This window comes from Enterobacter sp. 4974935 (genome assembly GCF_058661735.1).
Map to the genome: position 1 here is coordinate 2,907,346 of NZ_JBZWGT010000003.1, position 16,753 is coordinate 2,924,098.

Genomic DNA, 16,753 nt, shown 5'->3' on the forward strand with positions numbered 1-16,753 from the left:
GCCTGTTGTAAGTTATAACCGCGAGAATGCATTGCCCTGACGCGGGGGTGCGACAAAATGACCGGGACCCACCTCACGCAGCGCCACGCGCTCCAGGGTTTCGCCCCGTTTACGAATATTGCTCGGCATTTCGTCCTGCAACAGCACGCGCTGGGCGTGACGATGCTCAGGATCGGCAACCGGTACGGCGGCCATCAGCTTGCGGGTGTACGGGTGCTGTGGGTTTTCAAACACCGCCCGACGGGGGCCGATTTCAACAATTTGCCCCATGTACATCACCGCCACGCGATGGCTGATCCGCTCCACCACCGCCATATCGTGGGAGATAAACAGAAACGCAATGCCCAAATCCCGCTGTAAATCGAGCAGGAGATTGATGATTTGCGCGCGGATAGAAACATCCAGCGCTGACACGGACTCATCCGCAATCACCACTTTCGGATTCAGGGCCAATGCCCGGGCTATGCAGATACGCTGACGCTGACCGCCAGAAAATTCGTGCGGATAGCGCCAGGCATGCTCCGGCTTCAGGCCCACGCGCTCCAGCAGCCACGCGACGCGGCGCTGCGCGGCTTCACCGTCGAGCAGGTTGTGCACCCGCAACGGCTCCATAATCGAGTACCCCACCGTATGGCGCGGATCGAGCGACGCATAAGGATCCTGGAATATAAACTGAATATCCCGGCGCACCGCCTGCAATTTACTGTTAGGGAGCGTGTCGATGCGCTCACCGTTGAAGGTGATGCTCCCCTCCTGCGACGCCACCAGCCTGAGCAGCGCCCGCCCGGTGGTGGATTTACCGCAGCCGGACTCCCCCACCAGCGCCAGCGTTTCGCCCGGCCAGAGATCAAAACTGACGTATTCAACCGCATGCACTTCGCGCTTCACGCGGTTAAGGATCCCGCTGCGCAGCGGGAAACGGGTCACCAGGTCACGCACTTCAAGGATCGGCCTGCCGGAAACCACCGTGTTCTGCTCGGTTTCGTCTTCCTGCTGGCCCTGTTCGGTCTGAGAGAACAGCGGAAAACGGCGCGGAAAATCACTGCCATTCATGGCGCCCAGACGCGGGACCGCCGCCAGCAGCGCTTTAGTATAAGGATGCACCGGCGCATGAAAGACCTGCTCCACCGTGCCGGTTTCCACGGCATTGCCCTGATGCATAACCAGCACCCGATCGGCAATATCCGCCACCACCCCCATATCGTGGGTGATGAATATCACCCCCATCTCCATCTCCTGCTGCAACACCTTAATCAGTTGCAGGATCTGGGCCTGAATGGTGACATCCAGCGCCGTGGTGGGTTCGTCCGCAATGAGCACCGCCGGACGGCACGACAGCGCCATCGCAATCATCACCCGCTGGCGCATGCCACCGGAAAGCTGATGCGGATAGCGGGACAAAATCGCGTGCGCCTCAGGGATACGTACCAGCTCCAGCATCCGTTTAGCTTCGTTGAGCGCCTCATCACCGCTCAATCCCTGATGCAGGCGGATAGATTCGGCAATCTGCTCGCCCACCGGGAAGACCGGGTTCAGGGAGGTCATCGGCTCCTGAAAAATCATCGCAATATCCGCCCCGCGCACCCCCTGCATCCGGGACGCGCTCAGCTCGTTGAGATCGATAACCTGACGGTTGCGACGGCGCAACAGCATCCGCTCGCTGGTGACCTGCCCGCCCGTCTGCTCAAGCAGACGCATCAGCGCCAGCGCGGTAACCGATTTACCGGATCCGGACTCGCCGACAATCGCCAGCGTCTCGCCGCGCCTGAGTGAAAACGATAAATTCTGTACTGCAGGGATGAACTGCCGCTCTTCCTGAAAGGCAATATTCAGTTGGTGGACTGCCAGCACTTCGCAGTTGTCCAGCTCTTCACTGTGCGGCACGCAATGCCCCCTTATTCACGATAAATGCCTGTGCTGGGCGCATCGCCGGCATACCCCCACGCCCGGTACATCCCTTCACTGTTGAACGGCAGCGCCACGTTGCCCTCCCGATCCACCGCGATTAAGCCACCTTCTCCGCCCAGGGCTGGCAGTTTCTCCATTACCACCCGCTCGCAGGCCTCACTCAGGCTTAATCCGCCGTAATCCATTAGCGCGGTAATGTCGTAGGCCGCCAGCGCGCGGATAAACACTTCGCCGGTTCCGGTGCATGACACCGCCGCCGTGGCGTTATTAGCGTAACACCCGGCCCCCGGCAGCGGACTGTCGCCGACGCGTCCGGGAAGCTTGTTGGTCATACCGCCTGTCGACGTCGCGGCGGCGAGGTTACCGGCTTTATCCAGCGCCACCGCGCCTACCGTGCCCATTTTGCTGCGTTCATCGAGCGGCGCGGCATGGTCCAGCTGCGTCATCCACGCTGTACGGGCCTCCAGCAACTGCCGGTAACGCTCCTCGGTGGAAAAAAGATCGGGCGAGACCGTATCCATCCCGTGCTCGACGGCAAATTTCTCCGCCCCCGCCCCGGTCAGCAGCACATGCGGGCTTTGATCCATCACCAGACGCGCGGCCAGTACGGGATTGCGCAGTCGGCTGACGCCCGCCACCGCCCCCGCTTTCAGGGTGATGCCGTCCATCACGCAAGCATCCAGTTCATGCGTTTCATCGCGCGTAAAGACCGAGCCAATACCGGCATTAAACAGCGGACACTCCTCCAGCAGGCGCACCGCTTCGGTCACCACGTCCAGCGCGCTTTCGCCCGCTTCCAGCATGCGCTGGCCTGTTTCCACAATGGCGTTCAGCGCATCAATATAACGCTTCTCCTGCTCGGGACTGAGCTGTGCACGGGTGATTGCCCCGGCACCGCCATGAATTGCGATAACCGCTTTACTCATTTCGCATCACCCATCAGCCTGGCTGGCTGCTTTTTCTATAAATATCATTATCGTCGACGAATCTTCAGATGATTTTTGAATATAGAAAGACGCAACTGTGATGTAAAGCGTACACCCATCGGGTCATACAGTTAGCCGCACTTTTCTGCCATAATGAGCGCTTTCGTTGTTACTCCGCAGGAGCCCACCATGGATTTTACCGCCGGACTGATGCCGCTTGAGACGGCACTCTCGCAGATGCTTGATCGTATTACTCCCCTGCACGACGTTGAGACGCTGCCGCTTGTGCGCTGTTTTGGCCGTATTGCCGCGCGCGATATCGTCTCGCCGCTGAACGTGCCGGGGTTCGATAACGCGGCGATGGACGGCTATGCCGTACGTCTGGCGGATTTGCAAACGGGTCAGCCGCTGCCGGTGGCAGGTAAAGCCTTTGCCGGGCAGCCGTTCAACGGTGAGTGGCCAGCGGGCACCTGCGTGCGCATTATGACCGGCGCGCCGGTGCCAAAGGGCTGTGAAGCCGTGGTGATGCAGGAAGAGACCGAACTAACGGACGACGGCGTGCGTTTTACCGCCAGCGTCAAAGCGGGACAGAATATCCGCCACATCGGGGAAGACATTACCTTCGGCGCAACGGTCTTTGCCGCCGGGCAAAAACTGACGGTCGCCGAACTGCCGGTGCTGGCATCGCTTGGCATCGCGGAGATTGACGTTGTCCGCAAGGTACGCGTGGCGGTGTTCTCAACGGGAGACGAGCTACAGCTTCCGGGTCAGCCGCTGAACGAGGGGCAGATTTACGACACCAACCGTCTGGCGGTGCACCTGATGCTTGAGCAACTGGGCTGCGAGGTGATTAACCTCGGCATCATTCCTGACGATCCGGAGAAACTGCGCACGGCGTTTATCGACGCGGACGCCTCTGCCGACGTGGTGATTAGCTCCGGCGGCGTTTCGGTTGGCGAAGCGGATTACACCAAAACCCTGCTTGAAGAGCTGGGTGAAATCGCCTTCTGGAAGCTGGCGATTAAACCGGGCAAACCGTTCGCGTTTGGCAAACTTCCGCACAGCTGGTTCTGTGGCCTGCCGGGTAACCCGGTCTCTGCCGCGCTGACCTTCTACCAGCTGGTGATCCCGCTGCTGGCGAAGCTTTCAGGCAACAATGCCGACCCGCTGCCGGAACGTGTGCGCGTACGGGCGGCAACGCGCCTCAAAAAATCTCCGGGCCGTCTCGATTTCCAGCGCGGCATTCTGGCGCGCAACGCCGATGGCGAGCTGGAGGTGAGCACCACCGGGCATCAGGGTTCGCACATCTTTAGCTCCTTCAGCCAGGGTAACTGCTTTATCGTGCTGGAGCGCGATCGCGGCCACGTTGAGGCGGGCGAATGGGTTGAAGTGGAACGCTTTAACCACCTGTTCGGAGGCTGACATGACGGTGGAACTGAGCGACCCGGAGATGATGCGCTATAACCGCCAGATCGTGCTGCGCGGGTTTGATTTCGAGGGTCAGGAAGCGCTCAAGGCGGCCAGCGTGCTGGTTGTCGGCCTTGGCGGGCTGGGCTGCGCGGCGGCGCAATATCTGGCTGCGGCGGGCGTCGGCCGCATGACGTTACTGGATTTCGATACCGTGTCGGTGTCGAACCTGCAACGCCAGACGCTGCACAGCGACGCGACGGTTGGTCAGCCGAAAGTGGAATCTGCGCGCACGGCGCTGGCGCGAATTAACCCCAACGTTCAGTTCACCCTGATTGACGCGATGCTGGATGACGACGCGCTGTTTGCGCAGATTGCACGGCATGACCTGGTGCTGGACTGCACCGATAACGTCGCCATTCGCAACCAGCTCAATGCGGGCTGCTTTGCCCATAAAACGCCGCTAATTTCCGGCGCGGCCATCCGCATGGAGGGGCAAATCAGCGTTTTCACCTACGCTGAGGGAGAGCCCTGCTACCGCTGCCTGAGCCGTCTGTTTGGCGAGAATGCGCTGACCTGCGTCGAGGCGGGCGTGATGGCGCCGCTGGTTGGGGTTATCGGTTCCTTGCAGGCGATGGAGGCGATCAAGGTGCTGGCGCATTACGGCACACCCGCCGCGGGCAAAATCGTGATGTATGACGCGATGACCTGTCAGTTCCGCGAGATGAAGCTGATGCGTAATCCGGGGTGTGAGGTGTGCGGAGGTTAAACCCTGCTGCGGCCTGATGCCCTCACCCCGGCCCTCTCCCACAGGGAGAGGGAGAAAATCGTAGGCCGGGTAAGCGTCAGCGCCACCCGGCAACAGCATCAAATAGACGTCCGCCCAAACGCCCCCTGCCAGTCCTGCTCAAACTTCACAATTGCCGCATCTACTGCCGGAGAGGTAATAAACTGCTGCGCCACGTCCAGCGGCAGCGTGATGGACTCGCACCCTGCCAGCAGGCAGTCCAGTACCTGGCGCGGGGTTTTAAAGCTCGCGGCGAGCACTTTTGACTGCGGTGCGTGCAGCGTCAGCAATTGTTGCAGTTCAATCACCGTCTGGATCCCGTCCCCGCCCTGCGCGTCCACGCGGTTCACGTAAGGGGCGACATACTCAGCACCCGCCAGCGCGGAGAGCATCCCCTGCGCTGCGCCGTATACCGCGGTACCCAGGGTCGGGATCCCTTCTGCTTTCAGCATTTTGATCGCCGCCAGCCCTTCAGCGGTCACGGGCACTTTCACCACCAGGTCATCGATTATCGCGCGCAGCTTACGTGCGTCTTCCACCATCCCCTCGGCGGTCTTCGCCATCACCTGGGCGAACAGCCGGCCCTTGCCGCCCAGCGCGTCGTGCAGCGCGGGCAGCAACTCTTCCAGGGGGGTTTTACCCGCCGCCACAATGCTTGGGTTAGTGGTCACGCCCGCCAGCGGGAAGATACGCGCCAGCTTTTTGACTGCCGCAACGTCAGATGTGTCGAGATAAAGTTCCATGATGTCACCCTCAAAATTAGCCTGCATTTACCCTATCACGAGAAAACCTGCTCATGAATTGACCCATATCAAGATAACTTTCATTCGAAAGTAATTTAATCTTCATATGTAATTAGAGGGCAAAAAAATGATCTTCAACATACAGCGTTACTCCACCCACGACGGCCCCGGTATTCGAACCGTGGTGTTCCTGAAAGGCTGCTCGCTGGGCTGTCGCTGGTGCCAGAACCCGGAAAGCCGCTCCCGCACGCGGGACGTCCTGTTTGACGCCCGTCTGTGTCTGGACGGCTGTGACCTGTGTCAGCAGGCCGCGCCAGGGTGTGTTGAACGCGCGCTGAACGGGTTGACCATCCATCGTGAAAAATTAAGTGAAAAGACGCTCACTGCCCTCACCGACTGCTGCCCGACGCAGGCGCTTACCGTCTGCGGTGAAGAGAAGCAGGTGGAGGAGATTATGGCCACCGTGCTGCGCGACAAGCCCTTCTACGACCGCAGCGGCGGCGGGATCACCCTTTCCGGCGGCGAGCCGTTTATGAATCCTGACCTGGCGCACGCCCTGTTTAAAGCCAGCCATGAACAAGGCATTCATACTGCGGTTGAAACCTGCCTTCACGTGCCCTGGCATTATATCGAGCCTTCACTGCCGTATGTCGATCTGTTCCTGGCGGACCTGAAACATGTCGACGGCGAGGTGTTCAAGCAGTGGACCGATGGCTCTGCTAAGCGGATCCTGGACAACCTGAAGCGCCTGGCTACCGTCGGGAAGAAGATCACCATCCGCGTGCCGCTGATCCAGGGCTTTAACGCCGATGAAGCGTCGGTTACCGCCATTACCAACTTCGCCGCCGATGAACTCGGCGTCGATGATATTCATTTTCTGCCGTATCACACGCTGGGCATGAACAAATACACCCTGCTCGGCCAACCCTACTCTGCCCCTGACAAACCGCTGGATAACCCTGCCCTGCTGGACTTCGCGCAGCAGTATGCCTGCCAGAAAGGGTTAACCGCGACCTTACGAGGATAAACTTATGACCACCCTGAATCTCAACACCCTCAGCGAGCGCATCAAGGCGCACAAAACGGCTCTGGTGCATATCGTTAAGCCGCCGGTCTGTACCGAACGCGCGCAGCACTATACCGAAATGTATCAGCAGCATCTGGACAAGCCGATCCCGGTACGTCGCGCGCTGGCCCTCACCCACCACCTGGCAAAACGTACCATCTGGATCAAGCACGACGAGCTGATTATCGGTAACCAGGCCAGCGAAGTGCGTGCCGCGCCGATCTTCCCGGAATATACCGTCTCCTGGATTGAGAAAGAGATTGACGATCTGGCGGACCGTCCAGGTGCAGGCTTTGCGGTGAGCGAAGAGAATAAACGCGTTCTGCATGAAATCTGCCCGTGGTGGCGCGGCCAGACGGTACAGGATCGCTGCTACGGTATGTTTACCGACGAGCAGAAGGGCCTGCTGGAAACCGGCATCATCAAAGCGGAAGGCAACATGACCTCCGGTGACGCACACCTGGCGGTGAATTTCCCGCTGGTGCTGGAGAAAGGGCTCGACGGCCTGCGCGCGAAAGTAGCCGAGCGCCGCTCGCGCATCAACCTGACGGTACTGGACGATCTGCACGGCGATCAGTTCCTGAAAGCCATTGATATCGTGCTGGAAGCCGTAAGCCTGCACATCAGGCGCTTCGCCGATCTGGCTCGTGAGATGGCCGCCAGCGAAACCCGCGACAGCCGCCGCGACGAGCTGCTGGCGATGGCGGAAAACTGCGACATCATCGCCCACCAGCCGCCAAAAACCTTCTGGCAGGCGCTACAGCTGTGCTACTTCATTCAGTTGATCCTGCAAATTGAGTCCAACGGTCACTCCGTCTCCTTTGCCCGTATGGACCAGTACCTTTACCCGTACTATCGCCGCGACGTGGAGCTGGACCAGAGTCTGGATCGCGAGCACGCCATTGAGCTGCTGCACAGCTGCTGGCTGAAGCTGCTGGAGGTGAACAAAATCCGCTCCGGCTCGCACTCCAAAGCCTCTGCGGGCAGCCCGCTGTATCAGAACGTTACCATCGGCGGCCAGAAGCTGGTCAACGGTGAGCCGATGGACGCGGTCAACCCGCTCTCCTACGCGATTCTGGAGTCCTGCGGTCGCCTGCGCTCCACCCAGCCGAACCTGAGCGTGCGCTACCACGCGGGCATGAGCAACGACTTCCTCGACGCCTGCGTGCAGGTGATCCGCTGCGGCTTCGGGATGCCAGCGTTTAACAACGATGAAATCGTCATCCCGGAATTTATCAAGCTCGGCGTGGAACGAGAGGACGCGTATGACTATGCGGCGATTGGCTGCATCGAAACCGCCGTCGGCGGAAAGTGGGGCTATCGCTGCACCGGCATGAGCTTTATCAACTTCGCCCGCGTGATGCTGGCAGCGCTGGAAGGCGGTCGCGATGCCACCAGCGGCCAGGTATTCCTGCCGCAGGAAAAAGCGCTTTCGGCCGGTAATTTCGGCAATTTCGACGAAGTGATGGCGGCGTGGGATAACCAGATCCGCTACTACACCCGCAAATCTATTGAAATCGAGTACGTGGTGGACACCATGCTGGAAGAGAACGTCCACGATATTCTCTGCTCGGCGCTGGTGGACGACTGCATCGAACGCGCGAAAAGCATTAAGCAGGGCGGCGCGAAGTATGACTGGGTTTCCGGCCTTCAGGTGGGGATCGCCAACCTCGGTAACAGCCTGGCCGCGGTGAAGAAGCTGGTGTTTGACCAGGGCGTTATCGGTCAGCAACAGCTGGCGGCGGCGCTGGCGGATGACTTCGAGGGGCTGACCCACGAGCAGCTGCGCCAGCGCCTGATCAACGGCGCGCCGAAGTACGGCAACGACGATGACAGCGTGGACCTGCTGCTGACCCGTGCCTACGAAACCTACATTGAAGAACTGAAGCAGTATCACAACCCACGCTATGGCCGTGGCCCAATTGGGGGTAACTACTACGCGGGCACGTCGTCTATCTCCGCAAACGTGCCGTTTGGCGCAGCAACCATGGCGACGCCGGACGGACGTAAAGCGCACACCCCGCTGGCGGAAGGGGCAAGCCCGGCCTCCGGTACCGACCACCTCGGCCCGACGGCGGTGATTGGCTCCGTGGGTAAACTGCCGACGGAAGCGATCCTCGGCGGCGTGCTGCTTAACCAGAAGCTGAACCCGTCGACGCTGGAAAACGACAGCGATCGCCAGAAGCTGATGGTGCTGCTGCGCACCTTCTTCGAGGTGCATAAGGGCTGGCATATTCAGTACAACATTGTCTCGCGCGAAACGCTGCTGGAAGCGAAGAAACACCCTGATCAGTATCGTGACCTGGTGGTGCGCGTCGCGGGTTACTCGGCGTTCTTCACCGCCCTGTCACCTGATGCGCAGGACGATATTATTGCCCGTACCGAGCATACACTGTAAAAAAACGCCCGGTGGCGCTGCGCTTACCGGGCCTACATTGTCTCCCCTTAGGCCGGGTAAGGCGAAGCCGCCACCCGGCTTTCTGACTTTCATTCGAAATTAAATTTGTGCTCCCCGTCACCTTGTTATTAGAATGTTTCAAAACGCAGTGACCCAGGAGCACAGTATGACCGTAAAAGTTATCGTCACCGATATGGACGGAACTTTCCTTGATGATGCCAAGCAGTACGATCGTGACCGCTTCCAGGCACAGTTTGAGCAGCTTAAAGCCCGTAACATCGAATTTGTTGTCGCCAGCGGCAACCAGTATTACCAGCTCATCTCCTTTTTCCCGGAGCTGAAAGATCAGATCTCCTTCGTCGCGGAAAACGGCGCGCTGGTCTTCGATCACGGCGAACAGATTTTCCACGGCGAGCTGACGCGCCATGAGTCGCAGATCGTCATTGGCGAACTGCTGAAAGACAAAGGGCTGAACTTTGTGGCCTGCGGGCTGGAGAGCGCGTACGTCAGCGATAAGGCTCCAGAAGCGTTCGTGAAGCTGATGTCGAAACACTACCATCGCTTAAAACCCATCAGCGATTACCGCGACATTGACGACGTGCTGTTTAAATTCTCCCTGAACCTGCCGGACAGCGATATCCCGAACCTGGTCGATAAACTGCATGTCTCCCTGGACGGCATCATGAAGCCGGTTACCAGCGGCTTCGGTTTTGTCGATTTGATTATCCCGGGCCTGCACAAAGCCAACGGCATCAGTCGTCTGCTGAAACGCTGGAAAGTCTCCCCGCAGGCGTGCGTGGGCATTGGCGACAGCGGCAACGATGCGGAAATGCTGAAGCTGGTGAAATATTCATTTGCGATGGGCAATGCGGCGGAAAGCATTCAAGCGGTCAGCCGTTACACTACTGACGATAACAACCATCAGGGCGCGCTGAATGTGATTCAGGCCGTGCTCGACGCCCACTCCCCGTTCGACGTCTGATCCCCTACCTGCCGGAGCCTCACTCCGGCCCCTTCACTCTTTTTCCATCCTGTGGCGCCCGTCAAGGTTTTAAACTTGCATTAACTTATTTTTAACTTAAAGTATCACTTGTAGACACTTTTACTTTCGAATGAAAGATGCGAGGCAGTTATGACCTTTACCAGCGAAACGTTGCCAGCGGACCACAAAGCGGCAATTCGTCAGATGAAACGCGCGCTACGGGCCCAGATCGGTGACGTGCAGGCAGTGTTCGACCGGCTTAGCGACAAAATCGCCGCCCGCGTGGCGGAAATTAATGCCCTTAAAAATAAAGGTGAATCCGTATGGCCGGTAATCCCCTTTACGGATGTGAAAAACGGTACGATCACCGCCGAACAGCGCGAAGCGGTTAAACGTCGCGGCTGCGCGGTGATCAAAGGCCACTTCCCGCGCGAGCAGGCGCTGGCATGGGATCAATCGATGCTCGACTACCTCGATCTGAATAAGTTTGACGAGGTTTACAAAGGACCCGGCGATAACTTCTTCGGCACCTTAACGGCCTCTCGCCCGGAGATTTATCCGATCTACTGGTCTCAGGCGCAAATGCAGGCGCGCCAGAGTGAAGAGATGGCACAGGTACAGTCGTTCCTGAACCGTTTATGGACATTTGAGAGCAACGGTAAGCAGTGGTTCGACCCGGACGTGAGCGTAATTTATCCGGACCGCATTCGCCGCCGCCCACCAGGAACAACCTCGAAAGGACTTGGCGCACACACCGATTCCGGCGCGCTGGAGCGCTGGCTGCTGCCCGCTTATCAGCAGGTCTTTGCCCGCGTGTTTGACGGCAACGTTGAGAAATACGATCCGTGGAATGCTGCGCACCGTACCGAGGTGGAAGAGTACACGGTGGATAACACCACCAAATGCTCCGTGTTCCGCACCTTCCAGGGCTGGACGGCACTGTCGGACATGATCCCCGGCCAGGGGCTGCTGCACGTGGTGCCGATCCCGGAAGCGATGGCTTACATTCTGCTGCGTCCGCTGCTGGACGACGTGCCGGAAGACGAACTGTGCGGCGTGGCGCCGGGGCGCGTGCTGCCGATTTCTGAGAAGTGGCATCCGCTGCTCATCGAAGCGTTGACCAGCATTCCCGCGCTGGAAGCCGGTGATTCTGTCTGGTGGCACTGCGATGTGATCCACTCGGTCGCGCCGGTGGAAAACCAACAGGGCTGGGGCAACGTGATGTATATTCCTGCCGCGCCGATGTGCGAGAAAAACCTCGCCTACGCGAAAAAGGTCAAGGAAGCGCTGGAAACCGGCGCGTCACCGGGAGATTTCCCGCGCGAGGATTATGAGAAAAGCTGGCAGGACCGTTTCACCGTGAACGATCTGAACATCCACGGCAAGCGCGCGCTGGGCATGGCTTAACTGTCGTAAAGCCCTTCCCGCTCAACGGCGGTGCGTCGTTTTCCCTGACGTATCCGCCGTACCGATTCCCGCACGGCCAGCGTGCCGTTCAGCAGCAATGTTCCGACCGGCGCGTCCGGGCGCATCAGCCGCTGCTGGAGCATATATACCGCTTCTGTTCCCAGCTCATCGCGCGGGACATGCACCGCCGTCAGAGGCACATCCTGAATCGCCGCGAGATTAAAGCCGTCGATGCTCATCACCGAGACATCCTGCGGCACGCGCAGACCGTGTTTTTGCAGGGCGCTGATGGTCCCCGCCGCCATAAAGTCGCCGCCCACCAGGAACGCCGTCGGCAGATCTTTCCCTTTTTGCTGGTGAAGCCACTCACTCACCAGCTGCTCCGTCTCTTTGGCGCTGAAGCTTGGCACCATCAGCAGATCGCGCCGGTCGCTAAACCTGAGGTTATGGCCGTGCCACGCGTCGCGGATCCCCGACAGGCGCAGCTCCATGGTATAGCGACGCAGACACAGCACATTCATCACCTCCCGGTGCCCCATCTCGAACAGGTACTCCGCCGCCCGCTCGCCAATGGCGCGATGATCCGGCGCGACGGCGGGCAGGCGCATGTGGCGGTCCCGGCAGTTAATCAGCATGCAGGGTTTGCCCACGTCTACCGCCAGATCGTGGATATGCGGATCGTCGATACCGAGGAGGATCGCCGCCTGGGTGTCCACTTCGTTCATGCGGGCCAGAAACAGCTGGGCGTCGCTGTCGTTCTCCTCCAGCGCACAATAGCGCAGGCGAACCTCGTGCGAGGCCAGCCCTTTGCTCACGCTCTGGATGACGCGGTAGTAAAAGATGTCAGACCGCTCGTCAAACGCCCGCTGCGGGGCAAACACCATCAGGCTGTTAAGCAGCAGACGCCCCGCCGCCATGCCCTCCATTACCCCCAGCTCCCGCGCGCATGCCAGCACCATTGCCCGTGCTTTTTCGCTGGTGTTTGCCTTCCCCGCCAGCACGCGGGAAACGGTGCTGATGGAGAGCCGGGTACGGGCGGCGATTTCGGTGATTTTAAGCCTTTTATCCATTTTGTGATCTGGCTCCGGATGTGAAATGAAAAAATTTTCACAACATCTTTATCAGGTAATAACTTGCGAGAAGGCCATAATGCCGAAAATTAAACCTCGGTTATGAGAAAGTTTGCACAAAATCCACTATTTCCTGCTCAATTTCTCTCTTAAGGTGAACCTGTCACACAACTTCCATACTAGTTGTATAGCAGCTTAGCACTCTAAAACAGATAACTTTCAAACGCCTGACGCTGTGTGACACCTGAACCTTTGTCCCTTACCGTCCGTCTTGTGGAGAAGAAAATGAGTCAGGACATCAACAACACCGTTGCGACAAGCAAAACCCGTCGCGTCATTAAGAATCTGCGCTGGTACGTACTGGTGCTGTTTCTTCTTGGCGTGACCGTAAACTACATCACCCGTAACTCGTTAGGTATTCTCGCCCCCGAGCTGAAAGAGAGCCTTGGTATCACCACCGAGCAATACTCGTGGATCGTCGGCGCGTTCCAGATCGCCTATACCATTTTCCAGCCCCTTTGCGGCTGGCTGATTGACGTTATCGGCCTCAAGATTGGCTTTATGGTCTGCGCCGGGATTTGGGCGCTGATGTGTATCTTCCACGCAGGTGCCGGGAGCTGGCTGCATCTCGCGATCCTGCGCTTCTTTATGGGCGCGTCCGAAGCCGCCGCCACGCCAGCGAACGCCAAAACCATCGGTGAATGGTTCCCGAAATCAGAGCGTCCTGTTGCCGCCGGTTGGGCGGGCGTGGGCTTCTCCATCGGTGCGATGCTGGCTCCGCCAATCATTTACTTCGCTCATGCGTCGTTCGGCTGGCAGGGTGCGTTTATGTTTACCGGCGTGCTGGCGCTGCTGTGGGTGATCCTGTGGTGGATCTTCTATCACAACCCGGAGCAGCACCCGAACCTGAGCCGCGACGAGCTGGCGTTTATCAAACAGGATAACGAGCCCGCACCGGTCAGGCTGCCCTTTCTGACCGCGCTGAAAACCGTCTCGAAGAACAAACGGTTCTACGGTATCGCCATTCCGGCCTTTATGGCGGAACCCGCCTGGGCGGTGCTGAGCTTCTGGGTGCCGCTTTACCTCGCCAAAGAGCACGGCATGGATTTGAAACAGATCGCGATGTTCGCCTGGCTGCCGTTCCTCGCCGCCGACCTCGGCAGCGTGGCGAGCGGCTACCTCACCCGGCTTTATACCCGCTGGTTCGGCTGCACCCGCGTCAACTCGGTGGTGGCAAGTTCAGTGACCGGCGCGTTTTTGATGATTTCTCTGGCCGTTGTGGCCGTGACCCGCGACCCGTATATCACCATCGTGCTGATCTCCATCGGCGGTTTCGGCCACCAGATCATCTCCTGCATGCTGAGCGCGCTGGTCGTGGAGTCGTTCGACAAGGGCCAGATGGCGACGGTTAACGGCATGCGCGGCTCGGCGGCGTGGATCGCCAGCTTCCTGTTCTCTCTTTTGATTGGGGTGACCGCCGACAAAATCGGCTTCAACCCGCTCTTTATCGCCATGGGCTTCTTTGACCTGATTGGCGCTTTCTTCCTGGTGGCATTTATTGCTGAACGTCGCGCCAAGCGCGCCTGATAGTGGATGTATTGCATATGAAAACCCTGAAAAACTGGACCATCGATACGCAGTCAGCGAATCATCTGGAACTGCTGGTGGATAACCAGCACCGTCTGTGCCTGTATGTGCTGGAAGAGAATCTGTTCCGCGTGCTGATCAAGCGTAAAGGCCAGCTGGCGCTGGACCGCACCTGGAGCATCGCGCCGGAACAAGACGTACCGTGGGAAGGCCGCCGTCGTGACGATGTCAGCGGCTTCACCTGCCCGGCCTGGACACTGACGCAGCAGGGCGATGCGTTAACCGTAGCGACCGAACAGCTGCGCGTCACCGTCCACCAGCCCCTGTGGCTGGAGTGGCACTACCGCAATGAGGCGGGCGAGTGGCAGCCGTTGGTCAATGACCGCCCGACCAGCGCCTACCTGCTGAACGCCCACGGTGACGGCGTGGCGCACTATCTCAGCCGCCGTAAGGATGAACGTTTTTACGGTCTGGGTGAGAAAGCGGGTGATTTACAGCGCAACGGCAAACGCTATGAGATGCGTAACCTGGACGCGATGGGCTATAACGCCGCCAGCACCGATCCGCTTTACAAGCACATCCCGTTCACCCTCACCCGTCGCGATGACGTGAGCTACGGCCTGTTCTACGATAACCTGAGCAGCTGCTGGCTGGATCTGGGTAACGAGATCGACAACTATCACACCGCCTACCGCCGCTGGCAGGCGGAAGCGGGCGATATTGACTACTACCTCTTCACTGGCAAGCGCGTGCTGGACGTGACGAAAACCTTCGTGCGCCTGACGGGGAAAACGCTGTTCGGACCGAAGTGGAGCCTGGGCTACAGCGGCTCAACCATGCACTACACCGACGCGCCGGACGCGCAGGACCAGCTGATGAACTTCATCCGCCTGTGCGATGAGCATGCCATTCCGTGCGACTCGTTCCAGCTCTCCTCCGGCTATACCTCGATTAACGGCAAGCGCTACGTCTTTAACTGGAACTACGACAAAGTGCCGCAGCCGAAGGTGATGAGCCAGGCGTTCCACGACGCGGGGCTGCGGCTTGCGGCAAACATCAAGCCGTGTCTGTTGCAGGATCATCCCCGCTACGGCGAAGTGGCGGAACGCGGCCTGTTCATTCGCGATTCAGAAACCGATGCGCCTGAACGTTCCAGCTTCTGGGATGACGAAGGATCGCATCTCGATTTCACCAACCCGCAGACGGTGCAGTGGTGGCAGAACGGCGTGACCACGCAGCTGCTGGAGATGGGCATCGACTCCACCTGGAACGACAACAACGAGTATGAAGTGTGGGACGGGGAAGCGCGCTGCTATGGCTTCGGCCAGGAGATCGCCATCAAGCATATTCGCCCGGTGATGCCGCTGCTGATGATGCGCGCCTCGCTGGAAGCACAGCAGCGCTTTGCGCCGGATAAACGTCCGTATCTGATCTCCCGCTCCGGCTGTGCCGGAATGCAGCGCTACGTTCAGACCTGGAGCGGCGACAACCGTACCAACTGGGACACCCTGCGCTATAACATCCGCATGGGCCTGGGCATGAGCCTGTCCGGACTGTTCAACGTCGGTCACGACGTCGGCGGTTTCTCCGGCGACAAGCCGGATGCCGAGCTGTTCGTGCGCTGGGTACAGAACGGCGTGATGCATCCGCGCTTTACCATCCACTCGTGGAATGACGATCGCACCGTGAACGAACCGTGGATGTACCCGGGCGTGACCCCTGCGATTCGCAGCGCCATTGAACTGCGCTATCGCCTGCTGCCGTATCTCTACACCCTGCTCTGGCAGGCGCACGCCGACGACGAGCCGATGCTGCGCCCGACCTTCCTCGATCATGAACACGATGCGCAGACCTTTGAAGAGTGCGACGACTTCCTGCTGGGCCGTGACCTGCTGGTGGCTAGCGTCGTCGAAGCCGGGCAGCGCGAGCGCCGCGTCTGGCTGCCGGATAACGAAACCGGCTGGTACGATTTTTACACCCACGCGTGGTATGCGGGCGGGCAATCGATCGTCCTTGATGCGCCGCTGGAAAAACTGCCGCTTCTGGTACGCGCCGGGGCCGGTTTGCCGCTCAGCGAACGCATCCGTCACGTGAGCGCCGATAAAGACGATACCCGTGAGCTAAAACTGTTCCCGGTGAAAGGCGTCGGCACCACCTCCGGGCTGCTGTTTGAGGATGACGGCGAAAGCTGGGACTACCTGAACGGCAATGCGCTGTGGGTGGAATGGGAGATGGTGTGCGACGGCACAAGTATCAACCTGAAGGTGAATGCGCGCGGCGACTATCGTCCGGCATGGAAGGCACTGAAGGTGTCATTACCGACGGGGGAAAAACGTACGCTGCGGGTGAACGGGGTTGAAGGGGGCGAGTGGGTGGTTTAGTGCGGCCTGATGCCCTCACCCTAACCCTCTCCCACAGGGAGAGGGGATAGAGCGTAGGCCGGGTAAGGCGAAGCCGCCACCCGGCTATTTT

12 protein-coding genes are annotated in these 16,753 nt (G+C 59.3%); 8 read left to right on the plus strand and 4 right to left on the minus strand.

Annotated features, from left to right (window positions below):
* Nucleotides 1-12 precede the first annotated feature (12 nt).
* Entirely contained in the window at nucleotides 13-1,884 is a 1,872-nt protein-coding gene (gsiA, locus tag AC4OVS_RS15250; protein WP_063138196.1) for a glutathione ABC transporter ATP-binding protein GsiA, read from the minus strand.
* An 11-nt stretch (nucleotides 1,885-1,895) separates the two neighbouring features.
* Nucleotides 1,896-2,834: a beta-aspartyl-peptidase gene (iaaA, locus tag AC4OVS_RS15255; RefSeq protein ID WP_126503625.1), complete on the minus strand. Its 939-nt coding sequence runs from the start codon at nucleotides 2,832-2,834 to the stop codon at nucleotides 1,896-1,898.
* A 189-nt stretch (nucleotides 2,835-3,023) separates the two neighbouring features.
* On the opposite strand from iaaA, the gene moeA reads away from it, so the two are divergent.
* Both moeA and moeB read left to right on the plus strand, forming a co-directional pair.
* Nucleotides 3,024-4,256 (plus strand): molybdopterin molybdotransferase MoeA, encoded by a 1,233-nt coding sequence (gene moeA / locus AC4OVS_RS15260; RefSeq protein WP_491922540.1) that lies wholly within the window; start codon nucleotides 3,024-3,026, stop codon nucleotides 4,254-4,256.
* Between the two features lies 1 nt (nucleotide 4,257).
* Nucleotides 4,258-5,010: a molybdopterin-synthase adenylyltransferase MoeB gene (gene moeB, locus AC4OVS_RS15265; protein WP_038415730.1), complete on the plus strand. Its 753-nt coding sequence runs from the start codon at nucleotides 4,258-4,260 to the stop codon at nucleotides 5,008-5,010.
* Nucleotides 5,011-5,108: 98 nt separating this feature from the next.
* Here the strand turns inward: moeB and fsa are convergent, their stop codons facing one another.
* Nucleotides 5,109-5,771, minus strand: coding sequence for a fructose-6-phosphate aldolase (fsa, locus tag AC4OVS_RS15270; protein ID WP_491922541.1), 663 nt, complete (start codon nucleotides 5,769-5,771; stop codon nucleotides 5,109-5,111).
* Nucleotides 5,772-5,898: 127 nt separating this feature from the next.
* Here fsa and AC4OVS_RS15275 point away from each other — a divergent pair, with 127 nt between their 5' ends.
* The 4 genes from AC4OVS_RS15275 to AC4OVS_RS15290 all read left to right on the plus strand — a co-directional run bounded on the left by AC4OVS_RS15275 (nucleotide 5,899) and on the right by AC4OVS_RS15290 (nucleotide 11,624).
* The gene (locus tag AC4OVS_RS15275; protein WP_023305754.1) at nucleotides 5,899-6,798 is read left to right on the plus strand and encodes a glycyl-radical enzyme activating protein; all 900 of its coding nucleotides are present in this window, start codon (nucleotides 5,899-5,901) and stop codon (nucleotides 6,796-6,798) included.
* A 4-nt stretch (nucleotides 6,799-6,802) separates the two neighbouring features.
* Nucleotides 6,803-9,235 (plus strand): formate C-acetyltransferase/glycerol dehydratase family glycyl radical enzyme, encoded by a 2,433-nt coding sequence (locus tag AC4OVS_RS15280; protein ID WP_491922542.1) that lies wholly within the window; start codon nucleotides 6,803-6,805, stop codon nucleotides 9,233-9,235.
* Between the two features lie 166 nt (nucleotides 9,236-9,401).
* Nucleotides 9,402-10,217 (plus strand): Cof-type HAD-IIB family hydrolase, encoded by an 816-nt coding sequence (locus tag AC4OVS_RS15285; protein WP_032624595.1) that lies wholly within the window; start codon nucleotides 9,402-9,404, stop codon nucleotides 10,215-10,217.
* A 150-nt stretch (nucleotides 10,218-10,367) separates the two neighbouring features.
* The gene (locus AC4OVS_RS15290) at nucleotides 10,368-11,624 is read left to right on the plus strand and encodes a DUF1479 domain-containing protein (protein WP_038415728.1); all 1,257 of its coding nucleotides are present in this window, start codon (nucleotides 10,368-10,370) and stop codon (nucleotides 11,622-11,624) included.
* Here the strand turns inward: AC4OVS_RS15290 and AC4OVS_RS15295 are convergent.
* Entirely contained in the window at nucleotides 11,621-12,694 is a 1,074-nt protein-coding gene (locus AC4OVS_RS15295; protein ID WP_491922543.1) for a LacI family DNA-binding transcriptional regulator, read from the minus strand. The genes AC4OVS_RS15290 and AC4OVS_RS15295 overlap by 4 nt on opposite strands.
* Before the next feature lie 285 nt (nucleotides 12,695-12,979).
* On the opposite strand from AC4OVS_RS15295, the gene AC4OVS_RS15300 reads away from it, so the two are divergent.
* Together AC4OVS_RS15300 and AC4OVS_RS15305 are read left to right on the plus strand one after the other, a co-directional pair.
* The gene (locus tag AC4OVS_RS15300) at nucleotides 12,980-14,281 is read left to right on the plus strand and encodes an MFS transporter (protein WP_023299659.1); all 1,302 of its coding nucleotides are present in this window, start codon (nucleotides 12,980-12,982) and stop codon (nucleotides 14,279-14,281) included.
* Between the two features lie 17 nt (nucleotides 14,282-14,298).
* Nucleotides 14,299-16,662, plus strand: coding sequence for a glycoside hydrolase family 31 protein (locus AC4OVS_RS15305; protein ID WP_023299658.1), 2,364 nt, complete (start codon nucleotides 14,299-14,301; stop codon nucleotides 16,660-16,662).
* Nucleotides 16,663-16,753 lie beyond the last annotated feature (91 nt).

Coding starts and splice junctions, on each gene's coding strand:
- iaaA (WP_126503625.1), bottom strand. CDS start 2,834: ATGAGTAAAGCGGTTATCGCAATTCATGGCGGTGCCGGGGCAATCACC.
- moeA (WP_491922540.1), top strand. CDS start 3,024: ATGGATTTTACCGCCGGACTGATGCCGCTTGAGACGGCACTCTCGCAG.
- moeB (WP_038415730.1), top strand. CDS start 4,258: ATGACGGTGGAACTGAGCGACCCGGAGATGATGCGCTATAACCGCCAG.
- fsa (WP_491922541.1), bottom strand. CDS start 5,771: ATGGAACTTTATCTCGACACATCTGACGTTGCGGCAGTCAAAAAGCTG.
- AC4OVS_RS15275 (WP_023305754.1), top strand. CDS start 5,899: ATGATCTTCAACATACAGCGTTACTCCACCCACGACGGCCCCGGTATT.
- AC4OVS_RS15280 (WP_491922542.1), top strand. CDS start 6,803: ATGACCACCCTGAATCTCAACACCCTCAGCGAGCGCATCAAGGCGCAC.
- AC4OVS_RS15285 (WP_032624595.1), top strand. CDS start 9,402: ATGACCGTAAAAGTTATCGTCACCGATATGGACGGAACTTTCCTTGAT.
- AC4OVS_RS15290 (WP_038415728.1), top strand. CDS start 10,368: ATGACCTTTACCAGCGAAACGTTGCCAGCGGACCACAAAGCGGCAATT.
- AC4OVS_RS15295 (WP_491922543.1), bottom strand. CDS start 12,694: ATGGATAAAAGGCTTAAAATCACCGAAATCGCCGCCCGTACCCGGCTC.
- AC4OVS_RS15300 (WP_023299659.1), top strand. CDS start 12,980: ATGAGTCAGGACATCAACAACACCGTTGCGACAAGCAAAACCCGTCGC.
- AC4OVS_RS15305 (WP_023299658.1), top strand. CDS start 14,299: ATGAAAACCCTGAAAAACTGGACCATCGATACGCAGTCAGCGAATCAT.